The organism is Kribbella sp. NPDC051770, from assembly GCF_040681455.1.
GTDB lineage: Bacteria > Actinomycetota > Actinomycetes > Propionibacteriales > Kribbellaceae > Kribbella.
The window spans coordinates 81972-101164 of the sequence record NZ_JBFAYT010000011.1; the positions used below are offsets into that span (position 1 = coordinate 81972).

Sequence of the window (19193 nt, forward strand, 5' to 3'; positions counted from 1 at the left end):
GGCTAGGCTCAGGGGCAAGCGGAAGAGGCCGACGGGAGATCGCGCGTGTTCGACGGTGGCGGTGGGCAGGGCGGGGGCTTTGACATGTCCGAGCTGCTCGCGCAGGCCCAGGCGATGCAGAACCAGCTGATGGAGGCTCAGGCCAACCTGGAGAACCAGGAGGTCGAAGGCACCGCGGGTGGTGGGCTGGTGACCGCGATGGTGTCCGGGACCGGTGAGCTGCTCAGCCTGTCGATCAGCCCGCAGGCGGTCGACCCCGACGACACCGAGACGCTGGCCGACCTGATCGTGGCCGCCGTACGGGATGCTTCCGAGAACGCCAAGGAGGTCGCGGCCCGCGCGATGGGGCCGCTGGCCGGTGGGCTGGGTGGAGGTCTGCCCGGTTTCGGTGGTGGCGCCGGTGCGGACGTGGTGCCGAACGACGACGGCGCCGACCGTGGCCTGCCGGGCAACCAGGCGGGCAAGCAGCTGCCGGGCAACGACCAGGGCCCGAGCTTCGGGTTCACCCGGCCGGGCTCCGAGCCCGGTCAGAACCAGGGCTGACGTGTACGAAGGGGCCGTCCAGGACCTCATCGACGAGCTCGGCCGGCTCCCCGGCGTCGGTCCGAAGTCCGCGCAGCGGATCGCGTTCCACCTGCTCGCCGCCGACGAGACCGACGTCCGCCGGCTGGCGCACGTGCTGGTCCAGGTGAAGGAGAAGGTCAAGTTCTGCGAGATCTGCGGCAACGTCTCCGAGGAGACGCAGTGCCGGATCTGCCGTGACCCGCGCCGCGACCTCGCGCTGATCTGCGTGGTCGAGGAAGCCAAGGACGTGGTCGCGATCGAGCGGACCCGTGAGTTCCGCGGCCGGTACCACGTGCTCGGCGGGGCGATCTCGCCGATCGAGGGGATCGGGCCGGACGAGCTGCGGATCCGCGAACTCATGCAACGGCTGGCCAGCGGTGAGGTGACCGAGATCATTCTCGCCACCGACCCGAACCTCGAAGGTGAGGCGACCGCCACGTACCTGAGCCGGTTGCTCAGGCCCATGGGGTTGCGTGTGACTCGTTTGGCCAGTGGACTACCTGTAGGCGGTGATCTCGAGTACGCCGACGAGGTCACACTCGGACGGGCGTTTGAAGGGCGACGATCGATCGATGACTGAATCAACCGATATTGCGGAACGCGCGTTGGACACCGACAACGAGGACCTGACCGAGTTCGCCGAGCAGATCGCGGACCAGGTGCAGAGCTTCCTGATCTCGGTGCGCGACATCGCGGCGCAGCCGGACGAGGAAGGCGTCGACGAGGGACTCGCCTCGCTGCCGTACCTGCTGCTCGAGGTCAGCCAGCTGCTGCTGGCCGGCGGTCGCCTCGGTGCGTTCGAGGACTTCGTCCCGGCGGAGCGCTTCGAGAGCGACGCGGGGCCCGACCCGGACCTCGACGCGATGCGGGACCGCCTGGCGGTGCTGTTCGAGGGCCTCGACGAGTACGCCGAGGTCTTCGACCCGTACGCCGCACCGCCGGAGATCACCGTGAACCGGCTCTCCGACGACCTGACCGCGATCGCGACCGACCTGGTGCACGGGCTCGCGCACTACCAGTCCGGCCGGATCATCGAGGCGCTGTGGTGGTGGCAGTTCTCCTACGTCTCCACCTGGGGCGCGGCGGCCAGCGCCGTACTGCGCGCCATCCAGTCGCTCATCGCGCATGACCGGCTGGAGCCGGCGCACGACGCGGAGACCGAGGCGTCCGACCGCGAACTGGTCGAGGTCGCCGAGGAAGCCGTCCAGCGCCGCTGAGCACGAGCCGCACGGACTGTGCGGCGATCCAGCCGATCACCGCGGTCACCAGCACCAGTACGACGACCGTCAGCACGTCCGCGCCCGGTACGCCGGCTGCGACGAGCCAGTGGATGCCGTACGTGCCGCTGGCCGCGGTGGTGAACGTGAGCGCCCAGAAGCCCAGCCCGAACGGCAGTCGCGCGTACGTCGGGACCAGCGCGAGCTGCACCAGGACCAGCAGCACGAACGCGCCCAGCAGCGCGTGCTGGAACAGGTCCGGTCGCCCTTCGAGAGCGAACCAGGCGTTCCCGCCGACGGCGGGCGGCGCCGCGAAGATCGCCAGCGTCGGGACCAGCGCCGCGGGTAGCGCCGGCCGGAAGGCCAGCCGCCCGAGCAGCAGAGCGCCGAGAAGCAGCCACATCAGGATGCCGACGCCGAACGAGCCGTAGCCGAGTTGAGGCAGTCCGACGGTCGCCAGGCTCTGCCCACCGATCAGACCGGCCGCCACCGTCGGCAGCAGGTACCCGGCGTGCAGCTGGTCGATGTCACGCTGCCGGACCAGCAGCCGGGTGAAGAACAGCGTCGCCACCGCCAGACCGAGCACGAACATCACCAGCACAACCGCGCGCCCAGCAGCAAAGGCGTAGTGGCTCAGCGCCGCGCCGTACAGCATGCCGGCGGTCGGCACGAGGGAGCCGAAGGGGCCGAGTACCGGGTGCTCGAGGTCGGCGAGCACCTGCCTCGGCGTACGGGCTCCACGGAAGTAGCGGACCAGGCTGACCAGCCAGACTGTCAGGGCGACCAGCCAGAGCACGTTGGCCGCGGCTCGGCTGACGTCGAGTGCGTCGCTCGCGGCCGTCCAGGTGCCGGCCAGGCCGGTCAGACCGAACGCGATACCGAAGTAGTTCAGCGGGAACGCCGGTGCGCTCACCACGATCATCCCTCTCAGAAACCAAAACGACCAACCGCCTCAACGGAGCAAAAGAAGGCCTCCGGATATTCCCCCGGGTGGGATAGCGTGAGGCGCCGGTGAGGGCGAGGGGGCGCGCGTGGAGCACGAAGGTCCAGCGGTGGTTGGTCCGTTCGTGGTCCAGGGGCGGCTCGGGAGCGGCGCGATGGGGACGGTGCATCTCGCGCGGTCGCCGGGTGGCCGGTTGGTCGCCCTGAAGGTGGTTCGGCCGGAGCTGGCCGACGATCCGGGATTTCGGGCGCGGTTCGCGCGGGAGGTCGCGGCGGTCAGGCGGGTCGGCGGTGCGTACACGGCGGCCGTGGTCGACGCTGATCCCGATGCCGAGCGGCCGTGGCTCGCGACCGAGTACCTGCCGGGGCCGACGTTGCAGCAGGCGGTCGACGCGCAGGGGCCGTTGCAGCCGGACAGACTCCGGTACGTCGCCGCAGGGCTCGCCGAGGCGCTGGTCGCGATCCATCGCGCCGGGGTGGTGCACCGCGATCTGAAGCCGTCGAACATCCTGCTCACCGACAACGGGCCGCGGGTGATCGACTTCGGGATCGCTCGGGCGCTCGAAGACGTGAACCTGACCGCGACCGGGATCGTCGTCGGTACGCCGGGCTACCTGTCGCCCGAGCAGATCACCGGCGAGCCGATCGGGCCGGCGTCGGACCTGTTCTCACTCGGCGGCGTGCTGGTGTTCGCGGCGAGCGGGCAGGGGCCGTTCGGGCGGGGGCCGCTGAGCGTGATGATGGCTCGGGTGGTGCAGGGGCAGGCGCAGATTCCGCCGTTGCCCGAGGAGGTTGCGGCGGTGGTGCGTGGGTGCCTGGAGCGGAGGCCGGAGCACAGGCCGACGCCGCAACAGGTGCTGGGGATGCTGAGCCCGGCGGTTCAGTTGCCAACAGCAACGATAATGCAGACCGTGGCACCAACCCGACTGTTGCCCGCCGAACGTCCGCCGACCGAACCACAGCCCGTCGGCTCCACGTTCCGCACCAGCCGCACCTGGTCGGTCCTGATGACCCTGTGGCTGCTGGCGTTCACCAGCACGACCGGCTACCTCTCCTCGTACGCCGCGGAAGTGGGCTTTCACGGTCAGGCCCTGTTCTGGTGGTTGCTCAGCCTGATCGGCCTGGCCGTCCTCGCGTTCCGGGTGCCGTTCCTGTTCGCCCGCACGGTGCGCCTCGTGGTGAACGCCGACGGGCTGACAGCGACGCGTTCCGGCCGGACCGGATCCGTCCCGTGGTCGGCGGTGTCGCGGATCCGTCTGGTCGGCAGACCCCGCCGCGTCTGGCTGGTCGTCTGGCTCGACCCCGCGCGCGCCGCCGAGCTGCCGGCGTCGCCGCACCGGTTCCACGGCGGGCACCGGGTCTTCCCGGTCGCCCACGGCGCGACCAGCCGCCGCCGGCTCCGCCAGATCGGCGAGCTCCGCGCAGCCCTCAACTGGTACGCCGGACGCCTGTTCGACGTCAATTACTGACCGCATCCGCAGGTCAACCCGCCAGACGTTCACCGTCCGGTCGCGTCCGGGTCACTGGAGCGCGGGACCGAGTTACCGCCTGCCGGACAGAGTTCAGCCGCTCGCGTTTGTTGACGCTGCAGCATCCTCTGACCTGGAGCGTTGCCCTTGTCCGGATGGAAGCGGGTCCCGGCGATCGCCGTGCTCGCCGCGGGACTGGCCGCGGCATCGGTCACGCCGGCCGCGGCCCACCCGTTCGGCGACCCGCAGACCGTCACCGTCGCGCTGGCCCGGCCGGACGTCGTCCGCGTGCACTGGAAGGTCGGCGGCCTCGACGACCTGACGCTGCTGGGGATCGCGCTCGAGCTGCTGCCGCGCGACCGGGTGATGCTCGACGGCGCCGTGTTCTTCCGGCCGTCCGACGCGGCCGCGGTCGGGCCGTCGGGCAAGTTCGCCGACTACCTGCTGCGGCAGATCTCGGTGACCAGCGGCGACGCGCGCTGCGTCGGCAAGGTGCAGCCGGTCAAGGACGTGGCCAAAGCCGGCGCGATCGTCGACTACACCTGCACAGGTCCGGTGGGTAAGGCGCTGGTCGACGTCCGCACGCTGACCGACCTGAATCCGGCGTATCAGACGCTGGCGACCGGGCCGGCTGGCGAGCGCGCGGTGTACGGCAGCGACCGGACCACGCACGAGTGGCTGCTCGGAGACGTGCCAGCTGAGCAGCAGCAGGTCGCCGTACAGACAGGTCGTAGTGCTGCGATCCAGCTGTCAGCGGTGATCGGTGGCGTCGTGCTGGCTGCAGCAGCGGCACTCTTCGTCGTACGGCGACGCAAGGCGATCGCATGAACCTGTCGGAGCAGTTGCAGGCGTTCGTGCACTCGCCGGGCGTGCCGCCGGTCGCGTTCGGGCTGGCGTTCATCGCTGGAGCCGGCCACGCGGTCATGCCGGGGCACGGGAAGAGCCTGGCGGCGGCGTACTTGGTGGGAGAGCGGGGACGCGTCCGGGACGCCGCCTGGCTGGGCGGATCGGTAGCGGTCATGCACACGGTGTCGGTGCTGGTCATCGCGCTGGCGTGGACGTTCCTGCAGCTGGCTGACGTCGTGTCGCTGCAGCAGCTCACCACCTGGCTGGAGCTGGTCGCCGGCCTGCTGGTCGTCGCCACCGGCATCTGGCTGGTACGCCGCCACCTCCGCAACAGCAGCACCAGCCACGGACACGGCCACGGCCACGGACATGGACACGGGCACGGCCACGGCCACGGCCACGAGCAAACCAAGCGCCCAGGCCTCCTCATGCTCGGCATCTCCGGCGGCCTCACCCCCTCTCCGTCGGCCTTCCTCATCCTCGTCGCCGGCCTCTTCATCGGCCGCGCCGGCTTCGCGCTGCTCCTGGTGATCACCTTCGGCCTCGGCATGGCCGTCGTCCTGTTCGGCGTCGGCCTGCTCGCCGTCGCCGGCAGCTCGGTCGTCGTCACCGCCGGCCGCACCCACACGCTGCTCGCCCGCGCGACCAAGGTCGCCCCTGTTCTCGCGGCCGTCGGCATCACGCTGGCGGGGGCCGGCCTGACCGCGACCGCCGCGATCCATCTGCTCGCCACCTAAGGAGACATCGAGCCATGACTCACCGATCGCGCGCGGGAGGGAAGCGGACGCGGGTCCTCTGGGCCGCGTTCGCCTGCGCGCTCGTGGCCGGATCCGGCGCCGTCCTGGTGCCGTCCGTCGCCGGCGCCGAAGTCGCGCCCCCGAGTACCAACGCGCCGACACTGACGTTGCGCGACGGCCAGACCCTGGAGGGGACGGTCAAGGTCGTCGCCGAGCCGACCGTCGAGAACGACTCGGTCACCGCGCTGACCGTCGACGGGATCGCCGCCGACACCCAGCCGACCGCCGGTACGGCGCACTTCGCCTTCGACATGGGCGGCAACGGCACCGAGGCCCGCTACCACAACTACATCACCGTCAACGGCCGTACGGCGGAAGCGGACCGGGTCTACTTCCCGGACATCCCCGGCGGCCAGGTCGGCACCCTCGACCTCCCCGGTGAGTGGCTCCACCCGGGCAGCAACACGGTGACCGTGCACGCCGGCGCCAACTGGGTCGACACGACCAACACAGCCGCCGTCGGCTACGAGGTGCTGCCGAACGGCGAGGGCGCCCGCTGCCCGAACTACGACGACTTCCCGCTCAGCAGCATCAGCCTGAGCCTGCTCGGCGTGGTGGTCGACGGTGAGCAGAACGCCTTCAGCTACAGCTTCGGCGACGGCACCTGTGGCAGCGGCAAGCACCCGCTGACCGAGGACCTCACGTTCATCGTCTCCGGCGAGCCCGGCGGCACTACTGCTGGGCTGAGCGCGGACCTGGACACCACTGCGCTCTCCAACGGCTCCCACACCGTCGTCGCGACCACAGCGTCCGGTGCGACCCGCGGCGTCACCGTGCAGGTCAACAACGCGCCGCCCGGTGCCGCGAAGATCACCCCGGCCGACGGCTCCGTCATCCGCGGCGCCCAGCCGGTGATCGCCGCGATCCCGAACGGCGGCCAGGAGGTCGTCGAGTCGCTCGCGATCGACGACAAGCCCGCGGAGAACGCGGAGACCCTGCAGGCCGGTACGGCGACCTTCGGCGTCACCGTCGAGGCCGGCAACTCGGTCGAGGCCAGGTACCACAACTACCTGCTGGTCAACGGCAACCGCGTCGACCTCGGTGGCGACTACGGCGTCAAGGGCACCGAGACGGTCAGCATCAAGCTCCCGCAGCGTTTCCTGAAGCCAGGCGACAACGTCGTCCAGCTGAAGACCGGTGACTACAACGGCACCGCCAACGGCGCGACCTGCGCGAACCACGACGACTTCAAGGTCACCCAGCCGACCCTCAGCGCTGACGGCACGGTCACCGCCGGTACGACGTACCTGCTCACGACAACCGGCACGACCACGACGAAGGCCCAGGCGACCGCGGCAACGCTCGCGCTCGGCGACGGGACCTGCGGCCCGAACAACGAGGCCGAGTTCCACTTCGACATCGCGGGCGCGCCGACCACGCGCTCGATCGCGACCCTCGGCAGCGGCGGCGACGCGCACCTGCGGGTGTTCATCGGCGGCAACGGCGCCGACAACGGGTTCGACAACAAGGTGCGGATCAACGGCATCCCGCTCGACCTGGGCATCTGGGAGAAGGAGACCGCGGACCTCACCTTCCCGAACGAGTGGCTGGTCCCGGGCGTCAACGTGCTCGAGTTCGTCGCGGGCAGCGACCACGGCAGCGCGAAGCCGGGTGGCTGCGACAACTACGACGACTTCACCCTGCGCGACTTCGAGCTCGCGCCGGCCGGCGGCAAGGCCACGCTGCTCAGCCACGAGATCGCGCAGACCACCGTCACGATCGGCTCGGGCAGCTACCCCGCCGGTACGCCGGTCACCGTGTACGTCGGTGACGGCACTTGCGGCAGCACCCACAACTCCGTGCTGGACAAGACGATCCTGTTCGACGTCACGGCCGCCGACGGTACGCCGGCCAAGCCGCTCGGCCTGCGCGCCGACGTCGACACGAAGCAGCTCGCCGACGGCGCGCACACCGTCGAGGCGACCGTGGGTGACAAGGTCTCGACCCGCGGCTTCACCGTCGACAACTCCGCGCCGGAGGTCGACGACAGCGTCCCGGCGCAGGGCCAGCGGCTCACCTCGACGGTCGCGCTGACCGTCAAGGTCAAGGACGCCTCCGGCGTCGCCGGTACGCCGGTGCTCACGCTCGACGGCAAGGCGGTCAAGGAGGGCGACCAGATCGGTCACGGCCTCCCGGCCGGCAACCACGTGCTCGCGGTCACGGCGGCCGACGTCCTCGGCAACATCGCGACCCGGCAGATCACCTTCAGCAGCGCCAGCATCCCCGACGTACCGACCGATCTCGCGGCGACTGTTGCCGGGGTCAACGACCAGTCGGCGACGCTGTCGGCGAAGGTGCCCGGCGAGGCCGGCGTACCGCTGACGGCGACGTTCACCAAGGCGGACGTCGTCCTGCCGACGGCCGTTTACCAGGGTGAGGCCTCGGCGGTTCCGACGACGCTGGACGTGGCCCACGACGCCAACGTGGCGGTCGATTCGCTCAAGCCGCTCGACGGTAAGACGATCGACTCGGTGTCGTCGCGGGACGTCGTCTTCCAGCGGTACGACGTGAAGCTCGGTGCCACCAACCAGACCCCGACCCTGCGCTGGGAAGGCACGATCGACCCGACGCGCGTCGTCGGGCTGCGGGTCTGGGACAAGAGCAAGTGGGTCGTGCTGACCAGCTCGCGCGGCCAGGCCGAGCACTCGACCGTTCTGACCGCGCAGCTGCCGGCGGAGTACCTGGACGGCGACACCGTGCACGTCCTGGTCACCGGCGAGGACCCGTTCGCCGACGACCTGTCGCCGCGGGACGCGACGGCGCAGAACGACAAGGACCGGTTCGAGGACCCGAGCACGTACGACTTCTCGCTCGCGCACTTCACCGACACGCAGTACATCACCGAGGGCGCGGCCGGCGGAACGTACGAGGACTTCGACGGCAAGGCCGAGCCGTCGGACGTGATGACCGCCGAGGAGCAGGCGATCTGGGCGTCGGCGTACCGCAACGAGATGCAGTGGATCGCCGACAACGCGGCCGGCCGCAAGATCGCGTACGCCGCCCACACCGGCGACATCATCGAGAACGACTACTACGACCCACTGGCCAAGAACCCGGACGGCTCGCTGCAGCGGCCCGGGCTGAACGAGGAGGTTGACAAGGAGCTCCAGGTCGCCTCCGGCTACCAGGAGATCCTGGACAAGAACGGCGTCGTCAACCAGGTGATCGCGGGCAACCACGACAACCAGCTCGGCGCCGAGACCGGTCCGGAGTCGCGATTCAGCAAGATGTTCAGCGCCGACCGCTACACCCAGGTGGCCAAGTCGTGGCCGACTGGTACTGAGTACCACGCATGGGACGAGGTCACGAACCCAGACGGATCGATCACGCCCGGCAAGGACAACCAGAACAACTACGTGCTGTTCTCGGCCGGCGGTCTGGACTTCGTCGCGGTCGGTGTCTCGTACGGCGTGACGCCGCAGGAGGCCAAGTGGGCGGACTCGATCTTCAAGCGGTTCAAGGACCGCAACGGGATCCTGCTGTCGCACGACTACCTGAAGCCGTCGGCCAACCCCGACGGCCGCGGTGCCGCGTTCTCGGCACCGGACGGATCTCCGCTGTACAAGCAGGTCGTCGAGAGCAACCCGAACGTCTTCCTGGTGCTGGCCGGTCACGAGCACGGCGTCGGCACGAACCTGAAGACGAACATCGGCGCGACCGTTACGCACGACGTCGTCGAGCTGCTCGCCGACTACCAGTTCTACACGGTGCCCGCCGGTGAGCTGTGGCCGAAGCAGGTCGATGCCGCCGGCAACATCGACGTGAACGGCGACGGCAAGCCCGACCACAAGGCGACCGACCGGCTGCAGTTCGGCGCGAGCTTCCTGCGGCTGCTGCAGTTCGACGTCGCCCGGTCCGAGCTGCACATCGACACCTACTCGCCGTTCCTGGGCAACTTCGGGGCGACCGAGTACGACCTGCGCCAGGACGGCAGCCAGGCCAAGCCGCGCTACAACGGCTCGGAGGACAACCTGACGCTGCCGGTCGACCTGACCACCCGCAAGACCTCGTTCACCACCGACTCGCTGGCGGCGTACGTGCCGACCGGGGTGGTCGGGACCGACCAGGTCGCGGCCAACGGCACGGCCACGGTGTCGTGGAGCGGGCTCGCGCCCGCGACGTCGTACGCGTGGATCGTCTCGGCCAAGAGCGCCGACGACGGTGTCGCGGTCGCCCAGCCCGCGGTCTTCCGGACGCCGAAGGGCAAGCCGACCGTCACCGCGACGTCGGCGCCGGTCGACTGGGGTACGGCGGCGCAGGTGACCGTCAAGGTCGCCGCGGGTGCGCTGCCGGTCACGGGTACGGTCGAACTGCGCGAGGGTACGACGGTGCGCGGCTCGGCGACGCTGTCCAACGGCAGCGCGACGTTCGCCCTGCCGGTGGGGCTCGCGGCGGGCACGCACGCGCTGACTGCGTCGTACTCCGGTAGCGACAGCCTGGAGGCGGCGGCGGGAGTTGTCACCGCGACGGTCAACCTGCCTCCGGCGTGGAACAAGAGCACGCTCTACCAGGCCGGTGCGAAGGTGAGCTACAACGGCAAGCCGTACCTGGCGCCGTGGACGTCGAAGGGCAGCACGCCGGGCGCGCCGAACGGTGCGTGGCAGGAGCTGGCGCTCACCGAGGACGGTGACGTCATCTGGACGGCGTCGCGGATCTTCAACAGCGGCGACGTCGTGCTGCACGACGGCAAGACGTTCCGCGCTCGCTACTACACCCGCAACCAGGCCCCGGGGAACCCGAACGGGCCCTGGGAGGAGCTGGCGCCGACGCCGCCGGACAACAGCCCGGCCGCGTGGACAGCCTCGAAGGTGTACCAGGGCGGTGACCGGGTGAGCTACCAGGGCCACGTGTACGAGGCCAAGTGGTACACCCGCAACCAGGTTCCGGGAACGCCGAACGGGCCGTGGAAGCTGGTCCGCTGACCATCGCACGAACCCCGGGACCGCGGCCGAAATCGGCCGCGGTCCCGGGGTGCTTCACGGCATCGATGACTGGCCCGCTTCAATGGCGGCGTGTCTGTTCACGAACTGCTGCCCCGGCTGCCCGACGTCGCGACCGTACGGCGGATCAGCCGCGCGCTCGCCGTCCTCGACCTGATCGTCTGCGAGGACCCGGCGTACCGGTACTACTCGTTCGACGCGCGCTGGTCGGAGACCGAGGAGGCCGCGCTGATGGTCGACGGGTCGGGGGACGAGTTCTCGATCGTGTTCGCGCCGGAGGGTGTCTTCGCGCGCGGGTTCGCCCACGAGTCGGAGATGTCGCCGTACGGGAACAACGGTGAGCTGTGGCCGGGGCTGCTCGACGGCGTACCGGACGTGCTGCACGCGGCGCGGGACGAGCCGGCCTTCCGGGACGCCGAGGACGGGCTGCTGAACGCGACCGTCGCGTTCTGGCGGACGCCCGCCGACGACCGGTGGGTCAGCGGGCCGGTCGCGCCGAGCGGTGACGACGGCGCCGAGCGTCTCTTCGGGGTGCTCACGGAAGGGCCGGACGGCTACCTGCCGCTCGCGGAGGACCGCTACGAGGTGGCGCTCGACCTCGACGCGATCCGGCACGTGTACGCACTGATGCCGTTGACCGAGTACGTCGTGACGCTGCTCAACCGCAACCGGAAGCTGGCCGACCTCAAGGAGGACCTGGCCGAGATCGGCTACCCGCGGGAGTTTTGAACTGGTCGATCCAAAACCGTGCTACGCTCGTTGTCATGGCCCGACCGAGGATGTTCGACGAGGAGGCCGCGGTCGACGCGGCGATGCGCGCGTTCTGGGCGAACGGCTACGAGGGCACCTCGACGCAGGACCTGTGCGCGGCGACCGGGCTCGGGCGGAGCAGCATCTACAACACCTTCGCCGGCAAGCACGAGCTGTTCGAGCGCTCGCTGGCGCGGTACATCGACGCGAAGACCGGCGCGACGCTGGCTCTGCTGGCCGGTGAGCGTCCGGCGCTCGACAAGCTCCGCGCGGTGCTGGACGCCGCCGTCGACCCGCCCGCCGGTGAGCCGCCTGGATGTCTGGTGGTCAACACCCTGATCGAGCTCGCGGCGTACGACGTGGTGGTCGCCGAGCAACTGCGGGCCGACGAGGTGGTCCGCCTGAACGCGCTGACGACGGTGATCGAGGCCGGCCAGCGTGACGGGGAGATCGCTGCGGACAAGGACGCCCGCAGCCTGGCGCAGTTCGTCGTCGCGACGATCAGCGGGATGCGAGTGCTGGCCCGCGGTGGGACCGACCGGGCCGCGCTGGCCGCGGTCGCGGCGACCGCGCTGACCGCGCTGGTCTGACTTGTTCTTTCGAAGGGGATTTTCGATGCCGCCTGCCATTTTCGTGCTGGCCCTTGCCATCTTCGCGCAGGGGACCTCCGAGCTGATGCTCGCCGGGCTGCTGCCCGAGCTGTCGACCGATCTCGGCGTCTCGATCCCGAGCGCCGGCCTGCTGATCTCCGCGTTCGCGATCGGCATGCTCGTCGGAGCGCCGCTGCTCGCGGTGGCGACGCTGCGCTGGTCACGGCGTACGGCGTTGCTCAGCTTCCTCGCGGTGTTCGTGCTCGCGCACGTGGCCGGTGCGCTGACGCCGAACTACGAGATCCTGCTGGTCACCCGCGTCGTCGGAGCCTTCGTGTACGCCGGGTTCTGGGCCGTCGCCTCGGTCACGGTCGTCGGCCTGGTGCCCGCCGACCGGCGTGGCCGCGCGATGAGCATCCTGGTCGGCGGGCTGACGGTGGCGACCATTCTCGGCCTGCCGCTGGGGACGGTGGTCGGCCAGCATCTCGGGTGGCGCGCGGCCTTCTGGGGAGTCGCGGCGATGTCCGCGGTCGCGATGGCCGGGGTGGTGGCGACGGTTCCGGGCGGTCGTGCGGCGGACAGCATCCCGCGGATGAAGGACGAGCTGCGGGCGATGGTCAACGGGAAGCTGTGGCTCGCGTACGGGACGACGGCGTTGTCGGTCGGCGCGCTGCTGGTGATCTTCAGCTACCTGGCGCCGCTGCTGGTCGAGGTGACCGGGCTGACCGACGAGTGGGTCCCGGGAGTGCTCGCGCTGTACGGCGTGGGAGCGCTGGTGGGCATCACGATTGGTGGGCGGAACGCTGACCGGCGACCGTTCGGCACGCTCGTCGCCGGACTGGTGGGTGTGGTCGTGCTGTCGGTCGTCCTGGCGATCTGGACCGCGCAGCCGGTCGTCGCGGTGGCCGCGATCGCGCTGCTCGGGACGGCGGGGTTCGCGACCAACCCGGCGGTGAACACGCGGGTGTTCAGCCTGGCCGGGGACGCGCCGACGCTGGCGGCCGCGGTGAACATCTCGGCGTTCAACGTCGGGATCACGGTGGCGCCGTGGGTCGGTGGGCTGGCGCTCGAGGCCGGTGCGGGGTACTCGGTGCTGGGGTGGATCGGGGCCGGGTTCGGGGTGCTGGCGCTGGTGACGGTCGGGGTTGCGGTGGCGGGGAGGCGGCGGGACGGCGTACGGGAGTCGGATCGGGGCGAGGTCAGTCGGGCAGCATCGGGACGGTGAGGCCCTGGTCGCGGCCGAGCAGGATGCCGCGGGTGATCGCGTTGGTGCCGAACCGGTCCTTGACGTGGTCGAGGGCGCTGTCGAGCTCGTCGTTGCTGGCCTTGTCGAACGGCAGCGCCAGCTGCTGGGCCGCTTCGTTCTCGAGGTTGCCGACCGCGATGCCGACCAGGGTGACGCCCTGCTTCTCGATCAGCGGTGTCGCCTCGGCGAGCAGCGCGCGGGCGGTGACCAGCAGGGTGCGCGTGTGATCGGTTGCCTGAGGCAACGTGTGGGAGCGAGTCGCACGGGTGAAGTCGTCGAAGCGCAAGCGCAGCGTGACCGTCCGGCCCGAGCGTCCCGCGGAGCGCATCCGGCGGGTGACGCGGTCGACCAGGCCGGCCAGGATCGCGTCCAGGGTCTCGGCCGACTTCGGTGAGCGGCCGAGCGCGCGCTGCGAACCGATCGACCGGCGGCGCTTGCCGACCTCGATCGGGCGCGGGTCCCGGTTGTGCGCGAGGGCGTGCAGGTGCCGGCCGGAGGCGCGGCCGAGCATCGCGATCAGCGCGGCCTCGGGCAGCATCGCGACGTCACCGACCTTGCTGATCCCGCGCGACCTGAGCTTCTCGGCCGTGACCTCGCCGACGCCCCACAGCCGCTCGACGGCGAGCGGGTGCAGGAAGGCGAGCTCCTGGTCGGGCGGGACCTCGAGCAGGCCGTCGGGTTTCGCGACGCCGCTGGCGACCTTCGCGAGGAACTTGGTGCGGGCGACACCGACGGTGATCGGCAGGCCGACCTTCGCGAGCACGTCGGCCCGGAGTCGGCGGGCGATGTCGACCGGCGTACCGGAGATCCGGCGCAGGCCACCGACGTCGAGGAACGCCTCGTCGATCGACAGCCCCTCGACCAGCGGCGTGGTGTCCTCGAAGACCTTGAACACCGCCTTGCTGGCCTCGGAGTACGCCGACATCCGCGGCTGCACCACGATCGCCTGCGGGCAGCGGCGCATCGCCTGACCGCCGCTCATCGCCGTCCGGACGCCGAGCGCCTTCGCCTCGTAGCTGCAGGCGAGCACCACGCCGGCGCCGACGATCACCGGGCGGCCCCGCAGGCGCGGGTCGTCCCGCTGCTCGACCGACGCGTAGAACGCGTCGAGGTCGGCGTGCAGGATGGAGGCGATTTGGGACACGAACACATGTTCGCATATGCTCTGGCTAGCAGCTAGGGACAGTGTTTGTTTCGGATAGGGAGAAATCCTGAGGCGGGGGGTCGGAGTGACAGGACAGAATGCGGGCTATGGACCTGTCGGCGTACCGCGCGCTCTGGAGAACTCGTGGGGTGGCCTCGCTGCTGGCGTCGGCGCTGGTGGCGCGGCTGCCGGTGATGGCCTCGGCGGTGCCGATGTCGTTCCTGGCCAAGGACGCGGCCGGCAGCTTCGGCTGGGCCGGCGTGGTCGCGGGCGCCTACTCGATCGGTACGGCGCTGGGCGGGCCGATCTGGTCGCGGCTGGCCGACCGCCGGGGCGGCAAGTGGGTGGTGATCGGGACCGGGATGGCGTGGAGCCTGGCGATGATCGTGCTCGCCCTGCTGCCGAACGAGTGGTACCGGCTGATGCCGGCGGTGTCCGCGCTGGCCGGGGCGTTCGTGTCGCCGATCACCGCGACGCTGCGGGCCGCCTGGCCGCGGCTGGTGCAGGGCTCGCGGCTGCGGGCGGTGTACGCGCTGGACGCGACCGCGCAGGAGGTGCTGTTCGCGATCGGGCCGATGCTCGGAGCGCTGGTGGTCAGCTTCGTGAACCCGCGGGCCGGGGTGCTGTCGGCCGCGGGGGTCGCGCTGGTGTCGGTGTGGTGGTACGGCGTACAGCAGCAGCCGGCGATGCGGCACGACGAGACGGTCCGGCGGCTGACGGCGCCGCAACTGCTCTGGCACCGGCATCGGTTGCCGCTGATCCTGGCGTTCGCGTTCTGCGTGACGGCCTTCGCGTCGGTGTCGCTGGGGATCGTCGCGTTCGCCGACGACCATGGGGACCGGTTGATCGCCGGGGTGCTGGAGACGGTGTGGGCTGTCGGCAGCCTGCTCGGCGGTCTGGTTGTCGGGACGCTGCCGGGGCGGCGGAACTCGTTCGTCTGGCGGCGGTGCCTGCTGGTGTCGGTCGGGATGCTCGCCTGCGTGTTCGCGACCTGGTCGCCGGTGTCGCTCGCTGTCGCGTTGCTGCTGTCGGGCTGCGTGCTGGCGCCGACCGTCGGCGCGCTGTACGAGCGGCTGGGGGCGATGACGCCTGACTCGGTGCGAACGGAGATCTTCGGCTGGATGGGCAGCGGCGCGATGGTCGGCGGTGCGCTGGGCTCGGCGCTGGCCGGGTTGGTGGTCGAGACGTTCGGGGTGCGCTACGTGTGGCTGATGGCGGCCGTGCTGACGTTGCTGGCGACGGTGTCGCTGCTGCACATCCCACCGCACAGGCCGGCGGATGAGGTGACGGTGGAAGAGGTTGCGGTCGCCTGAGGTTCGAAGGCGCCCCCGGGTGCCCTTGCCCGACTTGCTCGCTCGCCGACCCCTGCTCGCTCGGCGACCCTGCTCGCTCGTCCACCTGCTTGCTCGCGGACCCTGCTCGCTCGTCCACCTGCTTGCTCGCGGACCCTGCTCGCTCGCCCACCTGCTTGCTCGCGGACCCTGCTCGCTCGCCCACCTGCTCGCTCGCCGACCCCGCTCGCCGACCCTGCTCGCTCGTCCACTTGCTCCCTCGCGGACCCTGCGCCCTTGCCTGACCTGCTCAGGTGCAGAGCGGCGCGCCGGTGCCGTCCTCTCGCGGCGCTCCTCAGTCTTCCGGCTGGGTGCGGCGCCCTCGGCGGAGCTCTGTGTCCAGAGCGTCCAGGCGGTTGGTCCAGAACTTGCGGTAGCGGTCGAGCCAGGCGTCGATCTCGCGCAGCGGATCGGTGTCGACGGCGTACAGGCGGCGGGTGCCGTCGACGGTGACGGTGGCGAAGCCGTTGTCGCGGAGCACGCGCAGATGCTGGGAGACCGCCGGCTGGCTGATCCCGAACTCGCTGCCGATGGTGGCGGCGATCTGCCCGGCCGGCAGCTGGCCGTCGGCGAGCAGCTCCAGGATCCGGCGCCGGACCGGGTCCCCGAGGATGTCGAAAGCGTGCATCTGCCCAGTATTTCAGTCATGACTTATATGAACAAGTGCTCCGCTGCCCGGAAGGTCTCCGGCGCCGGCCGACCGCGGCCCGCGTTCCTGCGCGCCGCGCCGCCGGCCGCCGAACGGGTCGCCCAGGTCCTGGTCAGGCAGGAGACAACGAAGCGGTCACGGCTAGAATGAGACCGTAGAACACGCCTGATGCAGCCCAATGACGTACAGCACGGCGTAACCGCAACCAGTGTGTGCTGCTGGGGAACCGAGCTTTGAGGAGACACAGCTGTGGGACGCGTCGTGCACAAGTACGGCGGTTCTTCGGTCGCTGACGCCGATTGCATCAAGCGTGTGGCCCAACGGATCGTCGCGACGAAGAAGGCCGGGAACGACGTGGTGGTGGTCATCTCCGCCATGGGTGACACCACCGACGAACTGATGGACCTGGCCCAGCAGGTCTCACCACTGCCGCCACCGCGCGAGCTCGACATGCTGCTCACCTCGGGTGAGCGGATCTCGGCCGCGCTGCTGGCGATGGCGATCGCGAACCTGGGCTACGAGGCGCGGTCGTTCACCGGTTCGCAGGCCGGTGTGATCACCACCTCCGCGCACGGCAACGCCCGGATCATCGACATCACGCCGAGCCGGATCGAGGACGCCCTCGCCGAGGGCCACGTCGCGATCGTGGCCGGCTTCCAGGGTGTCGCGCAGGACACCAAGGACATCACCACGATGGGCCGCGGCGCTTCCGACACGACCGCGGTCGCGCTGGCCGCCGCGCTCGAGGCGGACTACTGCGAGATCTACACCGACGTGGACGGCATCTTCACCGCGGACCCGCGGATCGTGCCGGCCGCCAAGCAGATCCCGAAGATCTCCTACGAGGAGATGCTCGAGATGGCCGCGTGCGGCGCGAAGGTGCTGCACCTGCGTTGCGTCGAGTACGCGCGGCGCTACAACGTCCCTGTCCACGTGCGCTCCTCCTTCTCCCAGAAGGAAGGCACCTGGGTCGTCGATGCGAAGGAACTGGATCAAATGGAACAGGCGATCATCTCCGGCGTCGCGCAGGACCGCGGCGAAGCCAAGATCACGGTGGTCGGCGTGCCCGACAAGCCGGGTGAGGCGGCCCGGATCTTCGAGACCGTCGCCAACGCCGAGACCAACATCGACATGATCGTGCAGAACGTGTCGGCGGTCGCCACCAACCGGACCGACATCTCCTTCACGCTGCCGCGGGCCGACGGTTCGCGGGCGATGTCCGCGCTGGCCCGGATGAAGGACGAGGTCGGCTACGAGCAGCTGCTGTACGACGACCAGATCGGCAAGGTCTCGGTGATCGGCGTCGGGATGCGCTCGCACCCGGGTGTTTCGGCGAAGTTCTTCTCCGCGCTGGCCGACGCCGGCGTGAACATCGAGATGATCTCGACCTCGGAGATCCGCATCTCCGTGGTGGTGGACGAGAACCTGGTGGACGCCGCCGTGACCGCGGCGCACACCGCATTCGACCTCGACGACGAGCACACCCAAGCCGTCGTCTACGGAGGAACAGGACGGTGACCCCGGTGAACGCTGCGGACCCCACGATCGACGAACGGGCGGGCCTGCCCACGCTGGCGGTGGTCGGCGCGACCGGCGCCGTCGGCACGGTGATGCTCACCCTGCTCTCCACCCGGCAGAACGTCTGGGGGGAGATCCGGCTGATCGCGTCCGAGCGTTCCGCGGGGAAACGGCTGAAGGTGCGCGGCGAGGAGGTCGAGGTGGTCGCGATCTCCAAGGCCGCCTTCGAGGGCGTCGACGTCGCGATGTTCGACGTACCGGACGAGATCTCCGCGCAGTGGGCGCCGATCGCGGCGGCGAAGGGCGCTGTCGTCGTGGACAACTCCGGTGCGTTCCGGATGGACCCCGAGGTCCCGCTGGTGGTGCCCGAGGTGAACGCCGAGGCCGCCCGCAACCGGCCGAAGGGGATCATCTCCAACCCGAACTGCACGACGCTGTCGATGATCGTCGCGATGGGCGCGCTGCACCACCGCTACGAGCTGGAGCAGCTCGTCGTCGCGTCGTACCAGGCCGCGTCGGGCGCCGGTCAGGAAGGCATCGACGCGCTGTACGACCAGCTGATGAAGGTCGCCGGGAACCGTGAGCTCGGCACGACGCCCGGCGACGTACGCCGGGTGATCGGCAACGCGCTCGGGCCGTTCCCGGCGCCGCTGGTGATGAACGTGGTGCCGTGGGCGGGTTCGCTCAAGGAGGACGGCTGGTCGTCCGAGGAGCTGAAGGTCCGCAACGAGTCCCGCAAGATCCTCAACCTGCCCGACCTGAAGGTCTCCGCGACGTGTGTCCGGGTGCCGGTGATCACGACCCACTCGCTGTCGGTGCACGCCCGCTTCGGCCGCGAGGTCGACGTCGACGAGGCCCGCGAGGTTCTCCGCGACGCCCCCGGCGTGATCCTGTTCGACAACCCGGCCGAGGGCGAGTTCCCCACCCCCGCCGACGTCGTCGGCACCGATCCCACCTGGGTCGGCCGCATCCGCAAGTCCCTCGACGACCCGCAGGCGCTGGAGCTCTTCGTCTGCGGCGACAACCTCCGCAAGGGCGCGGCGCTCAACACCGCGCAGATCGCCGAGGTCGTCGCCAAGGAGTTCACCCCGGCTGCCTGAGCCAAACAACTAACAGCTGCCGGCGCCCCTTGCGGGGACACCGGCAGCTGTTGTTAAGGAAAGGCCAGTCAGCAAGTCCGCAGGCCCGAT

Annotated in this window: 16 protein-coding genes; 13 read left to right on the forward strand and 3 right to left on the reverse strand. The window is 70.3% G+C overall.

From position 1 onward, the window contains the following. The first annotated feature begins 45 nt into the window (after window positions 1–45). From AB0M01_RS30720 to AB0M01_RS30730, 3 genes are read left to right on the forward strand one after another with little or no spacing between them, the layout of a single operon-like run. A complete protein-coding gene (locus AB0M01_RS30720; RefSeq protein ID WP_363675659.1) occupies window positions 46–543 on the forward strand; it encodes a YbaB/EbfC family nucleoid-associated protein in 498 nt (165 codons plus the stop codon). Window position 544: 1 nt separating this feature from the next. Continuing rightward, on the forward strand, window positions 545–1144 hold the full coding sequence (recR, locus tag AB0M01_RS30725; RefSeq protein ID WP_077017959.1) for a recombination mediator RecR: 600 nt from the start codon (window positions 545–547) through the stop codon (window positions 1142–1144). Then, window positions 1137–1781 carry a DUF5063 domain-containing protein gene (locus tag AB0M01_RS30730; protein WP_363675662.1) on the forward strand — a complete coding sequence of 215 codons (645 nt, stop codon included), beginning with the start codon at window positions 1137–1139 and terminating at the stop codon, window positions 1779–1781. Before recR ends, AB0M01_RS30730 begins: the two co-directional genes overlap by 8 nt. Here AB0M01_RS30730 and AB0M01_RS30735 read toward each other — a convergent pair. Further along, a complete protein-coding gene (locus AB0M01_RS30735) occupies window positions 1681–2694 on the reverse strand; it encodes a hypothetical protein (protein WP_363675664.1) in 1014 nt (337 codons plus the stop codon). The genes AB0M01_RS30730 and AB0M01_RS30735 overlap by 101 nt on opposite strands. A gap of 118 nt (window positions 2695–2812) precedes the next feature. Here AB0M01_RS30735 and AB0M01_RS30740 point away from each other — a divergent pair, with 118 nt between their 5' ends. The 7 genes from AB0M01_RS30740 to AB0M01_RS30770 all read left to right on the forward strand — a co-directional run bounded on the left by AB0M01_RS30740 (window position 2813) and on the right by AB0M01_RS30770 (window position 13340). Continuing rightward, entirely contained in the window at window positions 2813–4192 is a 1380-nt protein-coding gene (locus AB0M01_RS30740; protein ID WP_363675666.1) for a serine/threonine-protein kinase, read from the forward strand. Window positions 4193–4339: 147 nt separating this feature from the next. After that, entirely contained in the window at window positions 4340–5020 is a 681-nt protein-coding gene (locus AB0M01_RS30745; protein ID WP_363675668.1) for an LPXTG cell wall anchor domain-containing protein, read from the forward strand. After that, window positions 5017–5775 carry a cobalt transporter gene (locus AB0M01_RS30750; protein ID WP_363675670.1) on the forward strand — a complete coding sequence of 253 codons (759 nt, stop codon included), beginning with the start codon at window positions 5017–5019 and terminating at the stop codon, window positions 5773–5775. Before AB0M01_RS30745 ends, AB0M01_RS30750 begins: the two co-directional genes overlap by 4 nt. 14 nt (window positions 5776–5789) lie before the next feature. Continuing rightward, entirely contained in the window at window positions 5790–10757 is a 4968-nt protein-coding gene (locus AB0M01_RS30755) for a carbohydrate-binding protein (protein ID WP_363675672.1), read from the forward strand. A 90-nt stretch (window positions 10758–10847) separates the two neighbouring features. Further along, on the forward strand, window positions 10848–11504 hold the full coding sequence (locus tag AB0M01_RS30760) for a hypothetical protein (RefSeq protein WP_363675674.1): 657 nt from the start codon (window positions 10848–10850) through the stop codon (window positions 11502–11504). Between the two features lie 35 nt (window positions 11505–11539). Continuing rightward, entirely contained in the window at window positions 11540–12115 is a 576-nt protein-coding gene (locus AB0M01_RS30765; protein ID WP_363675676.1) for a TetR/AcrR family transcriptional regulator, read from the forward strand. Between the two features lie 25 nt (window positions 12116–12140). Beyond that, window positions 12141–13340 carry a Cmx/CmrA family chloramphenicol efflux MFS transporter gene (locus tag AB0M01_RS30770; protein ID WP_363675678.1) on the forward strand — a complete coding sequence of 400 codons (1200 nt, stop codon included), beginning with the start codon at window positions 12141–12143 and terminating at the stop codon, window positions 13338–13340. On the opposite strand, the gene dinB is transcribed toward AB0M01_RS30770, so the two are convergent. Continuing rightward, window positions 13315–14505, reverse strand: a complete 1191-nt coding sequence (gene dinB / locus AB0M01_RS30775) for a DNA polymerase IV (protein ID WP_363675680.1) — start codon at window positions 14503–14505, stop codon at window positions 13315–13317. The genes AB0M01_RS30770 and dinB overlap by 26 nt on opposite strands. 107 nt (window positions 14506–14612) lie before the next feature. Here dinB and AB0M01_RS30780 point away from each other — a divergent pair, with 107 nt between their 5' ends. Next, entirely contained in the window at window positions 14613–15818 is a 1206-nt protein-coding gene (locus tag AB0M01_RS30780) for an MFS transporter (RefSeq protein ID WP_363675682.1), read from the forward strand. A 313-nt stretch (window positions 15819–16131) separates the two neighbouring features. Here the strand turns inward: AB0M01_RS30780 and AB0M01_RS30785 are convergent, their stop codons facing one another. Next, window positions 16132–16464: a metalloregulator ArsR/SmtB family transcription factor gene (locus AB0M01_RS30785; RefSeq protein ID WP_363675684.1), complete on the reverse strand. Its 333-nt coding sequence runs from the start codon at window positions 16462–16464 to the stop codon at window positions 16132–16134. A gap of 270 nt (window positions 16465–16734) precedes the next feature. Between AB0M01_RS30785 and AB0M01_RS30790 the strand changes: the two genes are divergently transcribed. Together AB0M01_RS30790 and AB0M01_RS30795 are read left to right on the forward strand one after the other, a co-directional pair. Further along, window positions 16735–18003, forward strand: coding sequence for an aspartate kinase (locus AB0M01_RS30790; protein WP_363675686.1), 1269 nt, complete (start codon window positions 16735–16737; stop codon window positions 18001–18003). Beyond that, window positions 18000–19103, forward strand: coding sequence for an aspartate-semialdehyde dehydrogenase (locus AB0M01_RS30795; RefSeq protein WP_363675688.1), 1104 nt, complete (start codon window positions 18000–18002; stop codon window positions 19101–19103). The genes AB0M01_RS30790 and AB0M01_RS30795 overlap by 4 nt, the downstream gene beginning before the upstream one ends. Window positions 19104–19193 lie beyond the last annotated feature (90 nt).